Annotated in this window: 30 protein-coding genes and 1 tRNA gene; 26 read left to right on the forward strand and 5 right to left on the reverse strand. The window is 36.0% G+C overall.

Annotated elements, in window-relative coordinates:
* Positions 1-12: 12 nt before the first annotated feature.
* Together OQK60_RS00005 and OQK60_RS00010 are read left to right on the forward strand one after the other, a co-directional pair.
* Positions 13-97: transfer RNA gene (locus OQK60_RS00005), tRNA-Leu, on the forward strand.
* A 222-nt stretch (positions 98-319) separates the two neighbouring features.
* Positions 320-475 (forward strand): hypothetical protein, encoded by a 156-nt coding sequence (locus OQK60_RS00010; RefSeq protein WP_297682831.1) that lies wholly within the window; start codon positions 320-322, stop codon positions 473-475.
* Here OQK60_RS00010 and OQK60_RS00015 read toward each other — a convergent pair.
* Entirely contained in the window at positions 467-715 is a 249-nt protein-coding gene (locus OQK60_RS00015; protein WP_297682833.1) for a hypothetical protein, read from the reverse strand. The two genes, OQK60_RS00010 and OQK60_RS00015, sit on opposite strands and share 9 nt — an antisense overlap.
* A gap of 179 nt (positions 716-894) precedes the next feature.
* On the opposite strand from OQK60_RS00015, the gene OQK60_RS00020 reads away from it, so the two are divergent.
* Entirely contained in the window at positions 895-2,160 is a 1,266-nt protein-coding gene (locus OQK60_RS00020) for a malic enzyme-like NAD(P)-binding protein (protein WP_297682835.1), read from the forward strand.
* A 6-nt stretch (positions 2,161-2,166) separates the two neighbouring features.
* On the opposite strand, the gene OQK60_RS00025 is transcribed toward OQK60_RS00020, so the two are convergent.
* Positions 2,167-2,820 (reverse strand): MqnA/MqnD/SBP family protein, encoded by a 654-nt coding sequence (locus OQK60_RS00025; RefSeq protein ID WP_297682837.1) that lies wholly within the window; start codon positions 2,818-2,820, stop codon positions 2,167-2,169.
* Between the two features lie 150 nt (positions 2,821-2,970).
* Between OQK60_RS00025 and OQK60_RS00030 the strand changes: the two genes are divergently transcribed.
* The 3 genes from OQK60_RS00030 to glp are packed head-to-tail and all read left to right on the forward strand — an operon-like array spanning position 2,971 to position 4,841.
* Positions 2,971-3,192: a MoaD/ThiS family protein gene (locus OQK60_RS00030; RefSeq protein WP_297682839.1), complete on the forward strand. Its 222-nt coding sequence runs from the start codon at positions 2,971-2,973 to the stop codon at positions 3,190-3,192.
* A 3-nt stretch (positions 3,193-3,195) separates the two neighbouring features.
* Positions 3,196-3,633: a molybdenum cofactor biosynthesis protein MoaE gene (locus OQK60_RS00035; protein WP_297682841.1), complete on the forward strand. Its 438-nt coding sequence runs from the start codon at positions 3,196-3,198 to the stop codon at positions 3,631-3,633.
* Positions 3,630-4,841, forward strand: coding sequence for a gephyrin-like molybdotransferase Glp (gene glp, locus OQK60_RS00040; RefSeq protein WP_297682843.1), 1,212 nt, complete (start codon positions 3,630-3,632; stop codon positions 4,839-4,841). Before OQK60_RS00035 ends, glp begins: the two co-directional genes overlap by 4 nt.
* Here the strand turns inward: glp and OQK60_RS00045 are convergent.
* The 3 genes from OQK60_RS00045 to OQK60_RS00055 form a co-directional block, all read right to left on the reverse strand.
* On the reverse strand, positions 4,838-5,395 hold the full coding sequence (locus OQK60_RS00045) for a ribonuclease HII (protein ID WP_297682845.1): 558 nt from the start codon (positions 5,393-5,395) through the stop codon (positions 4,838-4,840). The genes glp and OQK60_RS00045 overlap by 4 nt on opposite strands.
* 146 nt (positions 5,396-5,541) lie before the next feature.
* Positions 5,542-6,606: an ATP-binding protein gene (locus OQK60_RS00050; protein WP_297682847.1), complete on the reverse strand. Its 1,065-nt coding sequence runs from the start codon at positions 6,604-6,606 to the stop codon at positions 5,542-5,544.
* A gap of 9 nt (positions 6,607-6,615) precedes the next feature.
* A complete protein-coding gene (locus tag OQK60_RS00055) occupies positions 6,616-7,110 on the reverse strand; it encodes an SHOCT domain-containing protein (protein ID WP_297682849.1) in 495 nt (164 codons plus the stop codon).
* A 222-nt stretch (positions 7,111-7,332) separates the two neighbouring features.
* On the opposite strand from OQK60_RS00055, the gene rpsJ reads away from it, so the two are divergent.
* The 20 genes from rpsJ (at position 7,333) to rplO (ending at position 15,724) form a co-directional block, all read left to right on the forward strand.
* Positions 7,333-7,644, forward strand: a complete 312-nt coding sequence (gene rpsJ, locus OQK60_RS00060; RefSeq protein WP_295009755.1) for a 30S ribosomal protein S10 — start codon at positions 7,333-7,335, stop codon at positions 7,642-7,644.
* A gap of 10 nt (positions 7,645-7,654) precedes the next feature.
* A complete protein-coding gene (gene rplC, locus OQK60_RS00065; RefSeq protein WP_297682851.1) occupies positions 7,655-8,230 on the forward strand; it encodes a 50S ribosomal protein L3 in 576 nt (191 codons plus the stop codon).
* Positions 8,230-8,844: a 50S ribosomal protein L4 gene (gene rplD, locus OQK60_RS00070; protein ID WP_297682853.1), complete on the forward strand. Its 615-nt coding sequence runs from the start codon at positions 8,230-8,232 to the stop codon at positions 8,842-8,844. The genes rplC and rplD overlap by 1 nt, the downstream gene beginning before the upstream one ends.
* A complete protein-coding gene (locus OQK60_RS00075) occupies positions 8,844-9,125 on the forward strand; it encodes a 50S ribosomal protein L23 (protein ID WP_297682855.1) in 282 nt (93 codons plus the stop codon). The genes rplD and OQK60_RS00075 overlap by 1 nt, the downstream gene beginning before the upstream one ends.
* A gap of 1 nt (position 9,126) precedes the next feature.
* On the forward strand, positions 9,127-9,972 hold the full coding sequence (rplB, locus tag OQK60_RS00080; protein WP_297682857.1) for a 50S ribosomal protein L2: 846 nt from the start codon (positions 9,127-9,129) through the stop codon (positions 9,970-9,972).
* Between the two features lies 1 nt (position 9,973).
* Complete coding sequence (gene rpsS / locus OQK60_RS00085; RefSeq protein ID WP_297682859.1) at positions 9,974-10,249, forward strand: 30S ribosomal protein S19; 276 nt, start codon at positions 9,974-9,976, stop codon at positions 10,247-10,249.
* Positions 10,250-10,251: 2 nt separating this feature from the next.
* Positions 10,252-10,569, forward strand: coding sequence for a 50S ribosomal protein L22 (rplV, locus tag OQK60_RS00090; RefSeq protein ID WP_297682862.1), 318 nt, complete (start codon positions 10,252-10,254; stop codon positions 10,567-10,569).
* A 1-nt stretch (position 10,570) separates the two neighbouring features.
* On the forward strand, positions 10,571-11,290 hold the full coding sequence (gene rpsC, locus OQK60_RS00095; RefSeq protein ID WP_297682864.1) for a 30S ribosomal protein S3: 720 nt from the start codon (positions 10,571-10,573) through the stop codon (positions 11,288-11,290).
* Position 11,291: 1 nt separating this feature from the next.
* On the forward strand, positions 11,292-11,717 hold the full coding sequence (gene rplP, locus OQK60_RS00100; RefSeq protein ID WP_297682866.1) for a 50S ribosomal protein L16: 426 nt from the start codon (positions 11,292-11,294) through the stop codon (positions 11,715-11,717).
* Positions 11,704-11,892: a 50S ribosomal protein L29 gene (rpmC, locus tag OQK60_RS00105; protein WP_297682867.1), complete on the forward strand. Its 189-nt coding sequence runs from the start codon at positions 11,704-11,706 to the stop codon at positions 11,890-11,892. The genes rplP and rpmC overlap by 14 nt, the downstream gene beginning before the upstream one ends.
* Positions 11,893-11,901: 9 nt before the next feature.
* Positions 11,902-12,150, forward strand: a complete 249-nt coding sequence (rpsQ, locus tag OQK60_RS00110) for a 30S ribosomal protein S17 (RefSeq protein ID WP_297682868.1) — start codon at positions 11,902-11,904, stop codon at positions 12,148-12,150.
* The gene (rplN, locus tag OQK60_RS00115; RefSeq protein WP_297682869.1) at positions 12,150-12,518 is read left to right on the forward strand and encodes a 50S ribosomal protein L14; all 369 of its coding nucleotides are present in this window, start codon (positions 12,150-12,152) and stop codon (positions 12,516-12,518) included. The genes rpsQ and rplN overlap by 1 nt, the downstream gene beginning before the upstream one ends.
* A complete protein-coding gene (gene rplX / locus OQK60_RS00120) occupies positions 12,518-12,748 on the forward strand; it encodes a 50S ribosomal protein L24 (protein ID WP_297682870.1) in 231 nt (76 codons plus the stop codon). The genes rplN and rplX overlap by 1 nt, the downstream gene beginning before the upstream one ends.
* 3 nt (positions 12,749-12,751) lie before the next feature.
* Positions 12,752-13,303 (forward strand): 50S ribosomal protein L5, encoded by a 552-nt coding sequence (rplE, locus tag OQK60_RS00125; protein WP_297682871.1) that lies wholly within the window; start codon positions 12,752-12,754, stop codon positions 13,301-13,303.
* Positions 13,296-13,481 carry a type Z 30S ribosomal protein S14 gene (locus OQK60_RS00130; RefSeq protein WP_297682872.1) on the forward strand — a complete coding sequence of 62 codons (186 nt, stop codon included), beginning with the start codon at positions 13,296-13,298 and terminating at the stop codon, positions 13,479-13,481. Before rplE ends, OQK60_RS00130 begins: the two co-directional genes overlap by 8 nt.
* A gap of 74 nt (positions 13,482-13,555) precedes the next feature.
* Complete coding sequence (gene rpsH, locus OQK60_RS00135) at positions 13,556-13,954, forward strand: 30S ribosomal protein S8 (protein ID WP_297682873.1); 399 nt, start codon at positions 13,556-13,558, stop codon at positions 13,952-13,954.
* 9 nt (positions 13,955-13,963) lie between these two features.
* The gene (gene rplF / locus OQK60_RS00140; protein ID WP_297682874.1) at positions 13,964-14,500 is read left to right on the forward strand and encodes a 50S ribosomal protein L6; all 537 of its coding nucleotides are present in this window, start codon (positions 13,964-13,966) and stop codon (positions 14,498-14,500) included.
* Positions 14,501-14,516: 16 nt separating this feature from the next.
* Positions 14,517-14,873: a 50S ribosomal protein L18 gene (gene rplR / locus OQK60_RS00145; RefSeq protein ID WP_297682875.1), complete on the forward strand. Its 357-nt coding sequence runs from the start codon at positions 14,517-14,519 to the stop codon at positions 14,871-14,873.
* Positions 14,874-14,881: 8 nt separating this feature from the next.
* On the forward strand, positions 14,882-15,322 hold the full coding sequence (gene rpsE, locus OQK60_RS00150; RefSeq protein WP_297682876.1) for a 30S ribosomal protein S5: 441 nt from the start codon (positions 14,882-14,884) through the stop codon (positions 15,320-15,322).
* A 3-nt stretch (positions 15,323-15,325) separates the two neighbouring features.
* On the forward strand, positions 15,326-15,724 hold the full coding sequence (gene rplO / locus OQK60_RS00155; protein WP_297682877.1) for a 50S ribosomal protein L15: 399 nt from the start codon (positions 15,326-15,328) through the stop codon (positions 15,722-15,724).

Genomic DNA, 15,724 nt, shown 5'->3' on the forward strand with positions numbered 1-15,724 from the left:
CACAAATCACATGCGGATGTGGTGAAATTGGTATACACGCCAGACTTAGGATCTGGTGCCGCAAGGCGTGGAGGTTCAAGTCCTCTCATCCGCACCACTCAACAATTCCTATTTTAAATACTTTCAAGCTTTAATAATTCAATCAACTACAAACCAATCTCAAAAGTAACAAATTATCAAATTAAATATAAACTTGTAATAAAGTCTACTATAATACAATCAGGTAAACTATAAGAGGTGTTTACTATGACTCATACTTTTTACCTAGCTTGTCAAGCAACCTTAGCTACAAAAAATCAAGGTAAAGAAGAGGAGATGATTGAAGCTATTCAAACTGCCAGATGCTATGAATCCTAGTAATGAAGATATGCTACTTCTAGTAGCCAAAGAGTTAGGTTTAGATGTAGGAAAATTTAAAAATGATCTTTATTCGGAGCAAATAGAAGAGTTGAGAATAGATAATAATTTATTTTAAAGCGTAAACATCATCAGAGGCTTCAAATATGCAATAAAGCTCCATGCCATCTTCACTCATTTTAGTAGAAGTTTTTAGCCCCATATCTCTACAATAATCCCTTAGTACAAGCATCTCTTGGTTATCATGAAATATGAATTTAAGTATATTTGCTCCATCATAACCTTTATATACACTAAGAAATTTAATACTATAATCTAATGATTTTATTATTACAGGTTTCATTTCTTTTTGATACACAGTTATCCTTTGTCGCTTTAATTCTATCATATTTTCAATAATTTTGTATATGAAATGTTAAATGCATTCTAAAAATAGGTAATTTGGTCTATAAAATCAGACTATTATAGGCGGTTTAAACTCTCTCTCTGTATAGTTTGTTTATGATATGTTAAATACAACTATTTAGGAATGCACATATGTCTAAAACATCTACTTTTGATCAAGAGGCACTTGACTACCATGAGTTTCCACAAGCGGGAAAAATTTCTGTTGAAACAACAAAACCGATGCAGACACAAAAAGACTTGTCTCTTGCATATACTCCAGGAGTGGCAGTACCTTGTCTTTGTATAGAAAAAAATCCTGAGGATGCTTACAAATACACAGCAAAAAGCAATTTAGTTGCGGTAATATCAAACGGAACAGCAGTATTGGGTTTAGGAAATATTGGAGCGTTAGCTTCAAAGCCTGTTATGGAAGGCAAGAGCGTTTTGTTTAAAGGATTTTCAGGACTTGACAGCTTCGATATAGAAGTAGATACCGAGAGTGTAGACAGATTTTGCAGTGTAGTAACAGCTATTGCCCCTACTTTTGGCGGCATTAATTTAGAAGATATAAAAGCACCCGAATGTTTTGAGATAGAGAGACGACTTGTAGAGGAGTTAAATATCCCAGTTATGCATGATGATCAACATGGAACAGCGGTCATATCCAGTGCAGGGATTATAAATGCATGTGAAGTTACACATAGAAAAATCGAAGATTTAAAAATTGTTGTAGTTGGAGCCGGTGCAGCGGCAATTTCATGTGCCAGATTATACAGACAACTTGGTGCTAGAGAGATATATATGATTGATTCCAAGGGTGTTATACACAATGGCAGAAGTGATTTAAATGACTATAAAAGAGAGTTTAGCATTAAGGGCTATATGACACACTCCGAAGTTTTTAAGTCTGCTGATGTAGTTGTCGGGCTATCTCGTCCAGGAACTTTCTCTATTGAGGACATTAAAACAATGGCAAGTGAGCCAATTGTTTTTACTTTAGCAAATCCGATGCCAGAAGTATTTCCTGATGATGTAAAAAAAGCAAGACCAGATGCAATTGTAGCAACAGGAAGAAGTGATTTTGATAATCAAGTAAATAATGTTTTAGGTTTTCCATTTATCTTTAGAGGTGCTATGGATGTTAGAGCAAAGAAGATAAACGATGAGATGAAACTTGCTGCTGCAAATGCTTTAGCGGCGCTTGCGCGAAAAAAAGTGCCGCAATATTTAAATGAAATGTATGGCAAAGAGATAAAATTTGGCAAATATTATTTGATTCCAAAGCCATTTGATAAAAGGCTTATTGTAGAGATATCCAGTGCTGTAGCGCAAGCGGCTGTTGATAGCGGATCTTCAACTATGAAAGATTTTGATATAGAAGTTTACAAAAAGGAGCTGGAAGCAAGAGTGAAATAGTGAAATCTATTTCACTCTTGATGCATCTTTATAAAATTTTAAAAGACCTTTTTTAGCTTTTGCATCAAGTTTATAAGAGATGTATTCTAAATAGTGTAGTATATCTTTTGATGCTATGTCTGTTCTTTTAGAGGCTTGTTTTAAAATATACTGCGGAATTTTGATTTTATGTTTTAAGAATTGTTTTTCAATGTTTTTATACATCTTCTTATCTTTGTGAAAGCACAAAAGAGCAAAAACAAATGGCAGATTATACTTCTGATTCCACCTGTGCGCTAAATCTACATGTGGTTTTCCCTGAAGATAGTATCTTAATGCCTTATCTCCAATAAGAACCTCTCCATGCACATCTAAAACCTTGGCTAAAATATTTGAAGTTGCAGATTCAGTGTCGCTTGTATCTTTGACATGTGGAATAACCAAAACACTCAAAACTTCTTTTTTAGCAATAATTCCTAAACCTACATGTTGATATGTTTTTGCGCTTATACTTGAGATAAAGGCAGCATCAACTCTGCGTGAAATGAATTTTTCATTTATTTTTGATGGTACACCGCGTTTGTAGTGCATGCTCATACTTTGCTGAGAGCTCTTTGTAAAGCGTTTCATAAAAACATGAAACGGTAAAAGATTTAGATACTCTATTTTGCCAAAAACCACAAGACAACTCCAAAAAATTATTATTGAAATTATACACGCCTTAACTTATCTTAGATATAATCACTCATATAAATTAGCTTTAATCGCCTCAGCGGTGAGAGCGAAGTAAAATAGACTTTGTGCTTTTTACGGATAATTAAGGAAAATATTGTGGTTAGAGTTGAATTTTTAGGACCAATACAAAAAGAGACTTTAGAGTTAGAGATAACAAATTTAAATGAGTTAGCAAAAATACTCCAAGACGATAAAGAGATGCAAAAGTGGCTGGAAAACTCTGCTGTTGCAGTAAATGACACACTTGTGAGCTCTCGTGAATATGGGCTCAAAGATGGTGACAAAGTATCACTGTTGCCACCGGTTTGTGGGGGTTGATAAGTGCTTTATTTATATGATGGAGCTTTAGATGTACCGACAATTTTAAAAGATTGGTACGAACAAGAAGAGAAAAGCAACTATGGAGCATATATTCCTTTTGTTGGTACTGTAAGAAGTGAAGATAACATCGATGGCCTTAGTTTTGATGTATATGAGCCAATTTTAGAATCCTGGTTTAAGTCTTGGCAAGAAAAAGCAAAACAAAAGGGCGCAATTATAAAAATGGCACACTCTAAGGGGGATGTCATGCTTCATGAGTCATCTTACATAGCAGCAGTTTTTTCACCAAAGCGCAGGGTGGCTTTAGAGTTTATAGATGAATTTGTAGAAGATTTCAAAGCATCAGCACCTATTTGGAAATATGATTTGAAAAATGGAAAAAGAGTCTATGCACTTGATCGTTCAACTGCAATAAAAGGAAGCGGGATACTTAAATGAGTCTATTATCTTATGAAACAAGTCAAAATATGTTGGATTTACTTCAGGTTAACTCTAGTAGAGTTGAAAATGTTCCGCTCAGCTCATCTCTTGGAAGAATCTTGGCTGAGGATATAGTCGCAGAGTTTAATGACCCTCAGTTTCCAACCGCATCAATGGATGGTTATGCTTTAAAGCATGCAGATTTAGACAGCGATAGCATAATAATTGTGGGAAACAATCCTGCAGGTCATGATGAAACTAGAGTTCTTAAAGATGGTGAGTGTATCAAAACCTTTACAGGCTCAATGATGCCACAAGGTGCTGATACCCTTATTCAGATAGAAAATGTATCTGTTAATCAAAATAAAATAACTGTTGATGAAAAAGTTCCTCTTGGCAATGCAGTTCGCCCTATAGGCGAGGGCTACAGAAGCGGAGATGTACTTATTAAAAAAGGTACAAAAATAGGCTTTGCTCAGATTGGTGTGATGGCTGGATTAAACAAAGTAATGGTAAAAGTTGCGCTTAAACCAAGAGTTGCAGTTATATCTACAGGTAGTGAGATTTTAGACCTTGGTGTAAATAGCGACAACCCGGCACAAATACGAAGCTCAAACAACTATACTTTAGCTGCACTCTTTGAGCAAGCCGGGGCTGAAGTCATTCAACTTGGAACAATTGGGGATGACAGAGACTCTATAATGAAAACATTTGAAAATGCTCTGCACTCTGCTGATATATTGGTCAGCACTGGGGGAGTGAGTGTTGGAGATTATGACTTTGTTAAAGATATAGTTCCTCGTTTAGGTGCCGAAGTTGTTTACAAAGGTGTTGCTATTAAGCCTGGTAAACATATCTTAGTCGCACAAAGAGAAGAGAGGTTTGTTTTAGCGCTTCCCGGGTTTGCTTACTCATCTACCGTGACTTCCATCCTTTATGTGCTTCCTCTTATAGCAAAAATGTTAAGTCGCGGGTCTGCTTATAAAACTGTAGCAGCAAGGTTAAGTGAAGATTTTAAAAAGCGTAGTAAACTTACGGAATTCACGGCTTGTAATGTAGTAGTAGAAGATGGTGAGTACTTTGTAAACTTTGACGGTAAAAAAGTCGGAAGTTCAGCAATACTTACTAACATGTTAGATGGCAGTGCTTTGATGATCACCGGTGAAGATGATGGCAATCTTGAAGAGGGCACTTTTGTGAATGTTATTTTATTGGATACTTTCTAAAACAGTGTAGGTGTAAGTGCTTTTAGCTTGTAGCTTCTTCTGTGAATTTCACAATATCCATGTTTTTTTATCATCTCTACATGTAGAGCGGTTCCATACCCTTTGTGCTTCTCAAATTGGTAATGAGGGTACTTTTTAGCTTCTTGTAAAATATCTCTGTCGTGAGTAACTTTTGCGAGGATTGAAGCGGCAGAAACTTCTGCTACTTTACCGTCAGCTTTTATCATTGTAGGAAGTCCGTTAACTCCAAAGTTAGAGTTTCCGTCAAAAAGGTACTCTTCACATGTCAGATTTTGCATAATTTCTTGTAAACCTTTTTTTATACATGTAGATATTCCATAATCATCTATATGTCTAGCAGAGAACTTAACTATATGAAAAGTAGAAGCTTCTATAATCAACTCAAAAAGAGCCTCTCTTTTTTTCTCAGTCAGTTTTTTTGAATCATTTAAACCATCTACATGTTCATTTAAAATACATCCAGCCATAACTAAATCACCAGCAATCGGTCCGCGACCCGCTTCATCTATTCCGCATAGTTTGCCAAGTGACATGTAAACCCCTTTTTATAAAGCTAATAATAAAAGATAATTACTTTATAAACGGTTATATTTTTATTTTTTCATCCTCGGAAAAATTTCTAGGATGAAATTTTGAGAATGAGTGCATAAATGTAAATTATCTTAGATGTTTTAATTACCTAATCCCCTAATGCCCATATATCAAATGGAATCATTTCTACTTCTGAAAATGGGTGACTCACGGTTGCTTCTTTATTCATTGTAACAGCAGTCACTTTTTTAACCTGATGTGTAATGATAAATGCTTCAATTGACTCCATCTTTTTAAACAAAGTTCTCTCGTCAGTAAAAGGCATCCCTAAAATCACTTCATCATTATCGGGTAAATAAAAATCTATGCCATCATCATAGAAGCAGTTTTTGTTTGATTTTAATAACTCTAAATATATCATATTTTCAAATCTTCTTCCAAAATGCCTGTCAGTTGTAAGTGCCAACCTAAGAGATGTATCACAAAGATATACTTTTTTAGTAGCTTTTGAGTGATTGTTCTTTTGCAGCAAGTGTATATAGTTTTTACTATGCAGGCTATCAAATGATTTGTAGAGTTTATCTTTAGATATTTTTCTGCTTTGTTTTAGTCTTTCATATATAGAAAAAGGAGATAATTTTTGTGCCATCATCTTTGCACAAAAAACCAATATATCAAATTCCATCTCATCTAATGTATATTTTAGTGTTTTTTGAATGTAGATATGTCTCTCATCACTGTTGATTTTTTGCATTGATGCAAAACCGCCAAGTTGGAAAAAATGATTTAGAGCGGTGGAGTCATATTTATGCTCATAAGCTAGGAATTCTTCATAATCAAGAGGATAGAGTCGGATATTTTTTAAGAAATCAATATCATAGTTAACTTCACTACATGTAATGAGTTGAGGTACATTTACAATTTTAATGTCTTGTGTGTAATTATCTAGTACCAGAGTGTCGATTTTATTTTTATTACAAAATTTGGATAGTTCTTTATTGAGTTCTGTAATGTCAATTCGTACATCAGAGCAATCTATATACATGTAAGAACTTTTTTTTAATCCTAAAAGGTAGTTCTTGACCAGTTTTGTTTTTCCACTTTGAGATATTCCGTTGATTTGATAGCTCGAACCATCAAGAAACACCTTCCGGAAGTGAAATTTATCAAAAGATATATCTGTTTTATATAACTCTTCTAATAAATTCTGCATATTATTTAGTTATTGTTTAAAGCCCATATCCAAGAGCTTAGCTTTTTGTCCTTCATACTCTTTTTGTGAAAGTATCCCCTCATCTAAGAGTGCTTTTAATTCTCGCATCTTTTTTGTAAAATTTTCTTCATCGGATTTTTTCAAAACTTCTTCTTTGGACATTTTTTTATAAGCCAAAGCCAATATAGTATATCTGTTATCAAAGCATCCACCATCCAAATGCGGCTCAGTAACAGCTGTTATCTGTGCGTAGTCTCCATTTAACTCTTTTACCTTGTTTTGTAGAGTTGTTACAGCGCCGTCATAAGAACCTAACCAGCCAAAATCACGACATCCCTTACCGTTGGACACAGATACGGGTCCTATAATTTCATAGCTATTGTCAGGCTTGCTTTTATCGACTTTAACATCACCTGCTCCTGCTGTTAAAGTTACTCCTTTAGTTGCTGAACAACCTATCATAATTTGAGTTAGTACTACTAGTGTGAAGATTTTTAATTTCATTAATTTCCTTGTATATTGTAAATATTTATATAAAAAAGATTATATACTCAATAGCCTTAAATAACAATCTCAAAATACTATTTCCTTATAAAAAGGAAACAAAATAAGTATAAATTCACTTTTTGGACCCTAAATCCTTGAATAAGTAAGATTGTTTTGGTACAATTCGCGTTCACTAAATATAGTTAGGCATGACCTAACGAGTTCTTTAGAAGGAAATTTATGGAAAAAATTCGTTTAAAATTGAAAGCTTATGATCATCGTGTACTTGATAGATCTGTTGCATCAATCGTTGAGGCTGTTAAGCGTACAGGCGCGGTAATTCGTGGTCCGATACCTTTACCAACAAAGATTCGTAAATATACTGTTTTGAAATCTCCACATGTTAACAAAAGTTCTCGTGAGCAGTTTGAAATCCGTATGCACGCTAGAGTTATAGATATCGTATCTGCTACGCCAGAAACAGTTGATTCTCTAATGAAACTAGATCTTGCACCAGAAGTAGACGTAGAAGTACGCTCTATGGATAAGTAAGGAGTCAGTAGTGGAATATATTGTTGAAAAAATCGGTATGAGCCGTACTATCACAGTACCTAGTAAACCTGTTACTCTTTTAAGAGTTTTAGATACTAAAGTATGTGAAGTTAACGAAGGAACTGCAATTGTAGCTTACAGTAGCGGTAAAAAAATGAATAAGTCAATTGAAGGTCAGCAAAAGAAATATAGCCTTTCATCTGAGTTTAACCGTATTGCTACAATGGAAGTAGCAAACACTGAAGCTGGTGACTTAGATTTAACTCCTTTAGCAGAAGCTAAAGTTTTAAAATCTACTTTTACTACTAAAGGTCGCGGTTTTTCTGGTGGTATGAAGCGTTGGAACTTTTCTGGTGGTCCTGCATCTCACGGTCATAGATTTGGTCGTAGAACTGGTTCAATAGGTATGGCTGAATGGCCAGGTCGTGTTATGAAGGGTAAGAAAATGCCTGGACAATACGGTAATGTAACAAATAGTGTTAAAAATGAAATCGTTTCTTACGATGCTGAAAATAAAATCATTGCGGTTTTAGGTTCAGTTTCTGGTGCAAACGGTTCATTAGGTCGTGTAAAGGTAGCTAAATAATGAGCGCAATCGTTTTAAATGAAAAAATGGAAAAAGCATCTGAGTTAGCACTACCGGAGAGTTTTTCTGGTATTAATCCTCATAACTTATATTTGTATGTTAAGTCAGCTCAGGCTGCTCAGCGTGCAAACACTGCTACTACAAAAGGTAGAAGTGAAGTTAGAGGTGGTGGTAAGAAACCATGGGCTCAAAAAGGTGGCGGTCGCGCTCGTGCTGGTTCACGTCGTTCTCCTATCTTTGTAGGCGGTGGTAAAGCATTTGGTTCTAAGAACAACCGTAATTATGATCTTAAAGTTAATAAAAAGCAAAAGAAACTTGCTTTAAATTTTGCTTTAAATGAACATGCACAAAACGGTACTCTATTTATTGTTGATAGCATTGAAGTAGCATCTGGTAAAACTAAAGACGCTGCGGCGATGTTTAAAGCTTTAAACCAAAGAGATGTTCTTTTTGTTAAATCTTTATTAGATGAAAAAACATTCCTAGCATTTGAGAATCTTCACCAAACATATGTTGTTGAAGCAAATGAATTAAATGCATATTTAGCTGCTAACTATCGTTCAGTTGTGATCGAAAAAGCGGTATGGGAAAATCTTGTAGGAGAGGCTAAATAATGGCAGATATTACAGATATTAAATCTATATTATATACAGAGAAGACTCTAGCTATGCAAGAAGATGGTGTTATAGTTGTTACTACATCACCGCGTATGACTAAAACAGGTCTTAAAGAGGTTTTTCGTGAGTACTTTGGAATTATTCCTTCAAGAGTTAACTCACTTAATCAAAGCGGAAAAGTTAAACGATTCCGTGGTGTTGCCGGTAAACAAAATGACTTTAAAAAGTTTTATGTTAAGTTACCAGAAGGCGCACAAATAGAAAGTTTGGCGGTATAAGATGGCAATTAAAACTTATAGACCGATAACTCCGTCTCGTCGTTTTTACACGAATGTAGATAGTAGTGATATCACTGCTAAAGCAAGTGTTCGTTCATTATTGGTAAAACTTCCTGCTCACGCCGGTCGTAACTCTAATGGTCGTATCACATCTCGTCATAGACAAGCTGGTGCTAAAAAACTTTACCGTATCATTGATTTCAAAAGAAATAAATTTGATATTCCAGGTACAGTTAGCACTATTGAATATGACCCGTATCGTAACTGTCGTATCGCGTTAGTTACTTATGCTGATGGTGAAAAAAGATATATTCTTGTACCAAAAGGTTTAAATGTAGGTGATTCAGTTATGTCTGCTGAAGCTGGCTTAGATGTTAAACCTGGTAATACAATGAAATTGAAAAATATTCCTGTTGGTACATTGATTCATAATATTGAGCTTAAAACTGGTAAGGGCGGACAAATGTGTCGTGCTGCTGGAACAAGTGCACAAATTATGGGTCGTGATGGTAAATATGTTTCTCTTCGTATGCCTTCATCTGAAATGCGTTTAGTATTAGGTGAGTGTTTAGCGACTGTAGGAGCTGTTGGTAATGAAGAATACGGCAATATCGTAATAGCGAAAGCTGGTCGTTCTCGTCACATGGGTATTCGTCCTCAAACTCGTGGTTCAGCGATGAACCCAATTGATCACCCGCATGGTGGTGGTGAAGGTAAAACGAATTCAGGGCGTCATCCGGTTACTCCTTGGGGTAAACCAACGAAGGGTGCTAAAACTCGTCGTAAGAAAGCTAGTGATAAGTTAATTATTACTCGTCGTAAACCAAATGCTAAAAGGGTAGGATAATATGGCTCGTTCAGTAAAAAAAGGTCCATTTGTTGATGATCATTTAATGAAAAAAGTTGCTGCAGCTAAGGCTGAGGGCAACAAAAAACCTATTAAGACTTGGTCAAGAAGATCTATGGTTCTTCCTGATATGGTTGGTTTAACATTTAATGTTCACAACGGACGTCAATTTGTTCCTGTATATATTTCAGAGAACCATATTGGTTATAAATTAGGTGAATTTTCACCAACTCGTACATTTAAGGGCCATAAGGGCTCTGTACAGAAGAAAGGTTAATCATGGCTAGAGCATTATTAAAGTTTATCCGTGTTTCACCGATCAAATCTCGTCTTGTTGCAAGAGAGATTCAAGGTATGAACGCTGAAGAAGCATTAGCAGCTTTAGAGTTTACACCAAACAAAGCGGCAAAAATCATTTATAAAGTACTTGCATCTGCAGTTGCTAACAGTGGTAATGAAGCTGAGGATTGTATTGTAAAATCATGTCGTGTTGACAACGGTCCTGTTCTTAAAAGATTCCGTCCGCGTGCTCGTGGAATGGCTTCTGGAATCAGAAAACCGACAGCACATATCTTAGTAGAAGTAGAGGGTAAATAATATGGGTCATAAAGTTAATCCTATTGGTTTACGTCTTGGTATCAATCGTAATTGGGAGAGCCGTTGGTTCCCTAACTTTAAGACTGCAGCAGCATCTTTAGGTGAAGATCACAAGATAAGAACATATTTGAAAAAAGAGCTTTACTATGCTGGTGTTGCTAACATCATTATAGAAAGAACAGTTAAAAGACTTCGCGTAACTATCGTTGCTGCTCGCCCTGGTATCATTATTGGTAAAAAAGGTGCGGATATTGAGAAACTTAAAACTACTCTTCAGAACCTTGTTGGTAAAACAATATCAGTAAATATCAAAGAAGAGAAAAAAGCTCAGATTTCAGCACAGTTAGTTGCTGAGAATGTTGCTACTCAACTAGAGCGTCGTGTTGCATTTAGAAGAGCTATGAAAAAAGTTATGCAAAATGCACAAAGAAGCGGTGCTAAAGGTATTAAAGTAGCTGTTGCCGGTCGTCTTGGCGGAGCTGAAATGGCTCGTACTGAGTGGTACTTAGAGGGACGCGTTCCTTTACATACTCTTCGTGCTAAAATCGATTACGGTTTTGCTGAAGCGCATACTACTTATGGAATCATAGGTGTTAAAGTATGGATTTTCAAAGGTGAAGTACTTACTAAAGGCGTTCCTGTTGAAGTAAAAGAAGATGAAAAGTCAGAGCGCCCTAGAAAGCGTGCTCCAAGACGCGAAAATGTAGAAAAGGCTGATTAAGATGTTGATGCCAAAAAGAACAAAATACAGAAAAGTAATGAAGGGTCGTAACCGTGGTTACGCTCGTTCGGGTTATACATTAGCATTCGGTGATATCGCTCTTAAAGCGGTTGAAGCCGGTCGTATTAACTCTCGTCAGATTGAGTCGGCTCGTATTTCTGCTACTCGTCATATTAAAAGAAATGGTAAGATTTGGATTAGAGTATTTCCTGCTAAACCGTTAACTGCTAAACCTCTTGAAACTCGTATGGGTAAAGGTAAAGGTTCAGTTGATCAATGGGTAATGAATATTAAGCCAGGTCGTATAATTTTTGAAATGGGTGGTGTACCGCATGATATTGCTCGTGAAGCATTAACTCTTGCTTTACACAAGCTACCTTTCAAAACAAAAATAATTACTGCGGAGATGAGCAATGAAATATTCTGATTTAGCAGATAAAAGTGCAGCAGAGCTTCAAGCGATGCTTAAAGAGAGAAAAACTGAGCTTTTTACTTTAAAAATTAAAAAGCAAATGATGCAATTACAAAATACTAGCGAACTTAAAGTTGCTAAAAAAGATATTGCAAGAATCAACACTGCACTTACTGCAGTGGCGAAATAGGGGCTGGCAATGACACATAAACGTGAAATTCAAGGTGACGTAGTTAAAATTTCAGGCGATAAAACAGCAAGCATTGTTGTTGAGCGTCGTGTAATGCACCCTCGTTATCATAAAGTTGTAAAGCGTTTCAAAAAGTACTTGGTACATGATGAGCGTAATGAGTTAAAAGTTGGAGACAAGGTTATTGCAATCGAATGTCGTCCACTTTCTAAGACTAAATCTTTTAGACTTAAAACAGTAGTGCTAGGAGCAGAATAATGATCCAAGGTTTTACTCGTTTAAATGTAGCTGATAATACAGGTGCAAAAGAGATTATGTGTATTAAGGTACTTGGCGGTTCTAAGCGTCGTTACGCTACAGTTGGCGATGTTATCGTTGCTTCTGTAAAAAAAGCGACTCCTACTGCTAAAGTTAAAAAAGGTAAAGTTGTAAAAGCTGTTATCGTTAGAGTAGCTAAAGAGGTTCACCGTGAAAACGGATCTCTTATCCGTTTTGATGACAATGCAGCTGTTATACTTGATGACAAGAGAGAGCCAATCGGTACTCGTATTTTCGGCCCTGTTGCTCGTGAAGTACGATATTCTGGTTTTATGAAAATCGTATCTCTTGCACCGGAGGTTGTTTAATGGCAAAATTTAATTTCAAAAAAGGCGATACTGTAGAAATTATCGCTGGTGATGATCGCGGAACTAAAGCGACTGTACTTGAAGTATTATCTAAAAAAAATAAGGTAATAGTTGAAGGCTGTAAAGTTGCTAAGAAAGCTATCAAACCAACTGAAGACAATCCTAAAGGCGGACATATTAATAAAGAGATGCCTATAGATGTTTCAAATGTACGAAAAGTGGAGGCATAATAGATGGCTCGTTTAAAAGAAAAATATTTAGGTTTAAAATCTGAATTGCAAGCAGACTTAGGGATACAAAATCCAATGCAGACTCCTGCGTTAGAAAAAGTTATCATTTCTGTTGGTGCTGGTTTTGCAATGAAAGATAATAAACTTATCCAAAATATTGAAGATACTATTACTAAAATTGCCGGTCAAAAAGCAAGTACTGTAATAGCTAAGAAATCAGTTGCTGGTTTTAAAGTTCGTGAAGGTATGCCGGTTGGTGTTCGTGTTACACTTCGTGGTGAAAACATGTATAACTTCTTTGACCGCCTAGTGGCTATTGCACTTCCTCGTGTAAAAGACTTCCGTGGTGTTCCAAGAAATGGTTTTGACGGTCGTGGTAACTATAACTTCGGTCTTCAAGAGCAACTAATTTTCCCAGAAATTAGTTATGATTCAATCATGCAAATTCATGGTATGAATATAACAGTAGTAACATCTGCTGATTCAGACAAGGCAGGATTCGCTCTTTTAGAGAAAATGGGTATGCCTTTTACTAAAGGGAGCACAAATGGCTAAAAAATCGATGATTGCAAAAGCAGCAAGAACTCCAAAGTTCAAGGTTCGTGGTTATACAAGATGTCAGATCTGTGGTCGTCCACACTCTGTTCTTCGTGACTTCGGTATCTGTCGTGTATGTTTTAGAAAAATGGCAAACGAGGGATTAATCCCAGGTGTTAGAAAGTCTTCTTGGTAATCCAAGAGGAAACTCCTAATTATTAGTTTTTACTATAGCCAAAACTGTAGTATTTACAAAGTCAAGGAAAATAAATGGCAATTAATGATTTAGTATCGGATGCGTTAACGCGTGTTCGCAATGCTGGTATGAGAAGATTACCTGTTACTACTTTAGTTCACTCTAAGAGTGTTGAAGCTTTAGCGAATATCTTAGTAGATAAAGGTTATCTTGAGAGTTGTAATGTTATCGAAGATGGCGTTAAAAAAACTATCAAAGTTGTATTAAAGTATGATGATAACGAAAAATGTGTAATCAATGAAATGAAAAGAGTTTCTAAGCCTGGTAGACGCGTTTACAAAGGCAAAGAAGATATCAAGCGTTTCAAAAATGGTTACGGAACTATTATTGTAAGTACATCACACGGCGTACTACCAAATGACAAAGCTTATGAGCTTGGCATTGGTGGCGAAGTTATGTGTACGATTTGGTAGGGAGATAACATGTCAAGAATTGGTAAATTACCTGTAGAATTTGCAGCTGACATTAAAGTTAGTGCAAATGGAGATGTTATAACTTTTGCTAAAGGCAAAAATAGTGTTGATTTAGACACAAAAGGAAATGTTGACTTCAATATTGAAGGAAATGTTATTACTTTTGCTGCAAAATCAGAAGAAAAAGCTCACAGAGCTTTCTGGGGAACATATCGTGCACTAGCTGCAAATATTGTTACTGGTTTAACTACTGGTTACACTAGACAGTTAGAGATTAACGGTGTTGGTTATCGTGCTGCAGTTCAAGGCAGAGTTCTTAATCTTCAACTTGGTCACTCTCATGATATCAATTATGATCTACCAGATGGTCTAGAAGCTAGTGTTGAGAAGAATGTTGTAACTCTTAAAAGCCATGACAAGCAAACGCTTGGTCAAGTTGCTGCTGAGATTAGATCATTCCGTCCACCAGAGCCTTACAAAGGTAAAGGTGTTAAATACATGGAAGAGCATATCGTGCGTAAAGCCGGTAAAACTGCTAAGAAGTAAGGGAGGGTATTAAAAAATGAATGCAAAAGTATTAAAAAGCAAAATAGCTAATCGTTTAAAGCGTAAGCGTCGTATTCGTGCAAAAATATCTGGTTGTGCTTCACTTCCTCGTGTTTCTGTATTTCGTTCAAACCGTTATTTAAGTGTTCAAGCAATTGATGATGCAACAGCAACAACTTTAGCTGCACTTAACTCAAAAGCAACAGGTCATAAAGCAAACAAGGAAGGTGCAGCTGCACTTGGCGAAGCATTTGCTGCTACGCTAAAGAAAGCTAAAATTTCTGAAGTTGTATTTGATCGTAATGGTTACCAATATCACGGTGTAATAGCTGCATTTGGTGACGCACTTCGTGCAAACGAAATTAAGTTCTAGGGGTTAAGATGGAAATCAATAGAGAAGATTTTGAAGAATCAATTGTAAACATAGGTCGTGTTACAAAAGTTGTAAAAGGTGGTCGTAGATTTCGTTTTACTGCTCTTGTAGTTGTTGGTGATAAAAATGGTACTATCGGTTATGGTTCTGGAAAAGCGAAAGAAGTTCCAGATGCTATAAAAAAAGCGGTAGATAATGCATTTAAAAACTTAACTAAAATAAGTATCAAAGGTACTACAATTGCACATGATATTGAGCATAAGTATAATGCAAGTCGTATTTTACTTAAGCCGGCATCAGAGGGTACAGGAGTAATAGCGGGTGGTTCTACTCGTCCTGTTCTTGAGCTTGCAGGTATACAAGACATACTTACAAAGAGTATTGGTTCAAACAATCCAGGTACGGTGGTTCGCGCAACAGTTGAAGCACTTGGTCGCTTAAAAGGATAGATGATGGGTATTGAAAATTTATCGCCAGCAGAAGGTTCAACAAGTAACCGTAAAAGAGTTGGTCGTGGACAAGGTTCTGGAACTGGTAAGACTGCTGCTCGTGGTCAAAAAGGTCAGAAGTCTCGTTCAGGTTATAAAAGAAAAAGAAACTTTGAAGGTGGACAAATGCAACTTGCAAAGCGTCTTCCTAAAATTGGATTTTTTTCTCGTAACATAAAACCTTATGTTATTAATGTAGAAAAAATCAAAGCAGTTGCTGAATTAGATGAAATTACTATGGATAGTATCCGTGGTGTTCACAAAATTGCTGCTTCTGTTACTAGAGTTAAGTTAGTTGGTGCTACTGCTAAAGATTTAGCATCAAAAATTAAAGACGACAATGTTACTACCACAGGTAAATAG

This window comes from Sulfurimonas sp. (assembly GCF_026196735.1).
Classification (GTDB): Bacteria; Campylobacterota; Campylobacteria; order Campylobacterales; family Sulfurimonadaceae; genus Sulfurimonas.

What these genes read in the sequence shown, in the direction of transcription:
- rpsQ (WP_297682868.1), top strand. Translation starts at nt 11,902, where the DNA reads ATGACACATAAACGTGAAATTCAAGGTGACGTAGTTAAAATTTCAGGC.
- rpsE (WP_297682876.1), top strand. Translation starts at nt 14,882, where the DNA reads ATGGAAATCAATAGAGAAGATTTTGAAGAATCAATTGTAAACATAGGT.
- rpsJ (WP_295009755.1), top strand. Translation starts at nt 7,333, where the DNA reads ATGGAAAAAATTCGTTTAAAATTGAAAGCTTATGATCATCGTGTACTT.
- rplX (WP_297682870.1), top strand. Translation starts at nt 12,518, where the DNA reads ATGGCAAAATTTAATTTCAAAAAAGGCGATACTGTAGAAATTATCGCT.
- OQK60_RS00045 (WP_297682845.1), bottom strand. Translation starts at nt 5,395, where the DNA reads ATGTCACTTGGCAAACTATGCGGAATAGATGAAGCGGGTCGCGGACCG.
- OQK60_RS00055 (WP_297682849.1), bottom strand. Translation starts at nt 7,110, where the DNA reads ATGAAATTAAAAATCTTCACACTAGTAGTACTAACTCAAATTATGATA.
- glp (WP_297682843.1), top strand. Translation starts at nt 3,630, where the DNA reads ATGAGTCTATTATCTTATGAAACAAGTCAAAATATGTTGGATTTACTT.
- rplF (WP_297682874.1), top strand. Translation starts at nt 13,964, where the DNA reads ATGTCAAGAATTGGTAAATTACCTGTAGAATTTGCAGCTGACATTAAA.
- rpsC (WP_297682864.1), top strand. Translation starts at nt 10,571, where the DNA reads ATGGGTCATAAAGTTAATCCTATTGGTTTACGTCTTGGTATCAATCGT.
- rpsS (WP_297682859.1), top strand. Translation starts at nt 9,974, where the DNA reads ATGGCTCGTTCAGTAAAAAAAGGTCCATTTGTTGATGATCATTTAATG.
- OQK60_RS00075 (WP_297682855.1), top strand. Translation starts at nt 8,844, where the DNA reads ATGGCAGATATTACAGATATTAAATCTATATTATATACAGAGAAGACT.
- OQK60_RS00130 (WP_297682872.1), top strand. Translation starts at nt 13,296, where the DNA reads ATGGCTAAAAAATCGATGATTGCAAAAGCAGCAAGAACTCCAAAGTTC.
- rplO (WP_297682877.1), top strand. Translation starts at nt 15,326, where the DNA reads ATGGGTATTGAAAATTTATCGCCAGCAGAAGGTTCAACAAGTAACCGT.
- OQK60_RS00050 (WP_297682847.1), bottom strand. Translation starts at nt 6,606, where the DNA reads ATGCAGAATTTATTAGAAGAGTTATATAAAACAGATATATCTTTTGAT.
- rplN (WP_297682869.1), top strand. Translation starts at nt 12,150, where the DNA reads ATGATCCAAGGTTTTACTCGTTTAAATGTAGCTGATAATACAGGTGCA.
- rplE (WP_297682871.1), top strand. Translation starts at nt 12,752, where the DNA reads ATGGCTCGTTTAAAAGAAAAATATTTAGGTTTAAAATCTGAATTGCAA.
- rplB (WP_297682857.1), top strand. Translation starts at nt 9,127, where the DNA reads ATGGCAATTAAAACTTATAGACCGATAACTCCGTCTCGTCGTTTTTAC.
- rpsH (WP_297682873.1), top strand. Translation starts at nt 13,556, where the DNA reads ATGGCAATTAATGATTTAGTATCGGATGCGTTAACGCGTGTTCGCAAT.
- rplD (WP_297682853.1), top strand. Translation starts at nt 8,230, where the DNA reads ATGAGCGCAATCGTTTTAAATGAAAAAATGGAAAAAGCATCTGAGTTA.
- rplV (WP_297682862.1), top strand. Translation starts at nt 10,252, where the DNA reads ATGGCTAGAGCATTATTAAAGTTTATCCGTGTTTCACCGATCAAATCT.
- rplP (WP_297682866.1), top strand. Translation starts at nt 11,292, where the DNA reads ATGTTGATGCCAAAAAGAACAAAATACAGAAAAGTAATGAAGGGTCGT.
- rplR (WP_297682875.1), top strand. Translation starts at nt 14,517, where the DNA reads ATGAATGCAAAAGTATTAAAAAGCAAAATAGCTAATCGTTTAAAGCGT.
- OQK60_RS00020 (WP_297682835.1), top strand. Translation starts at nt 895, where the DNA reads ATGTCTAAAACATCTACTTTTGATCAAGAGGCACTTGACTACCATGAG.
- rpmC (WP_297682867.1), top strand. Translation starts at nt 11,704, where the DNA reads ATGAAATATTCTGATTTAGCAGATAAAAGTGCAGCAGAGCTTCAAGCG.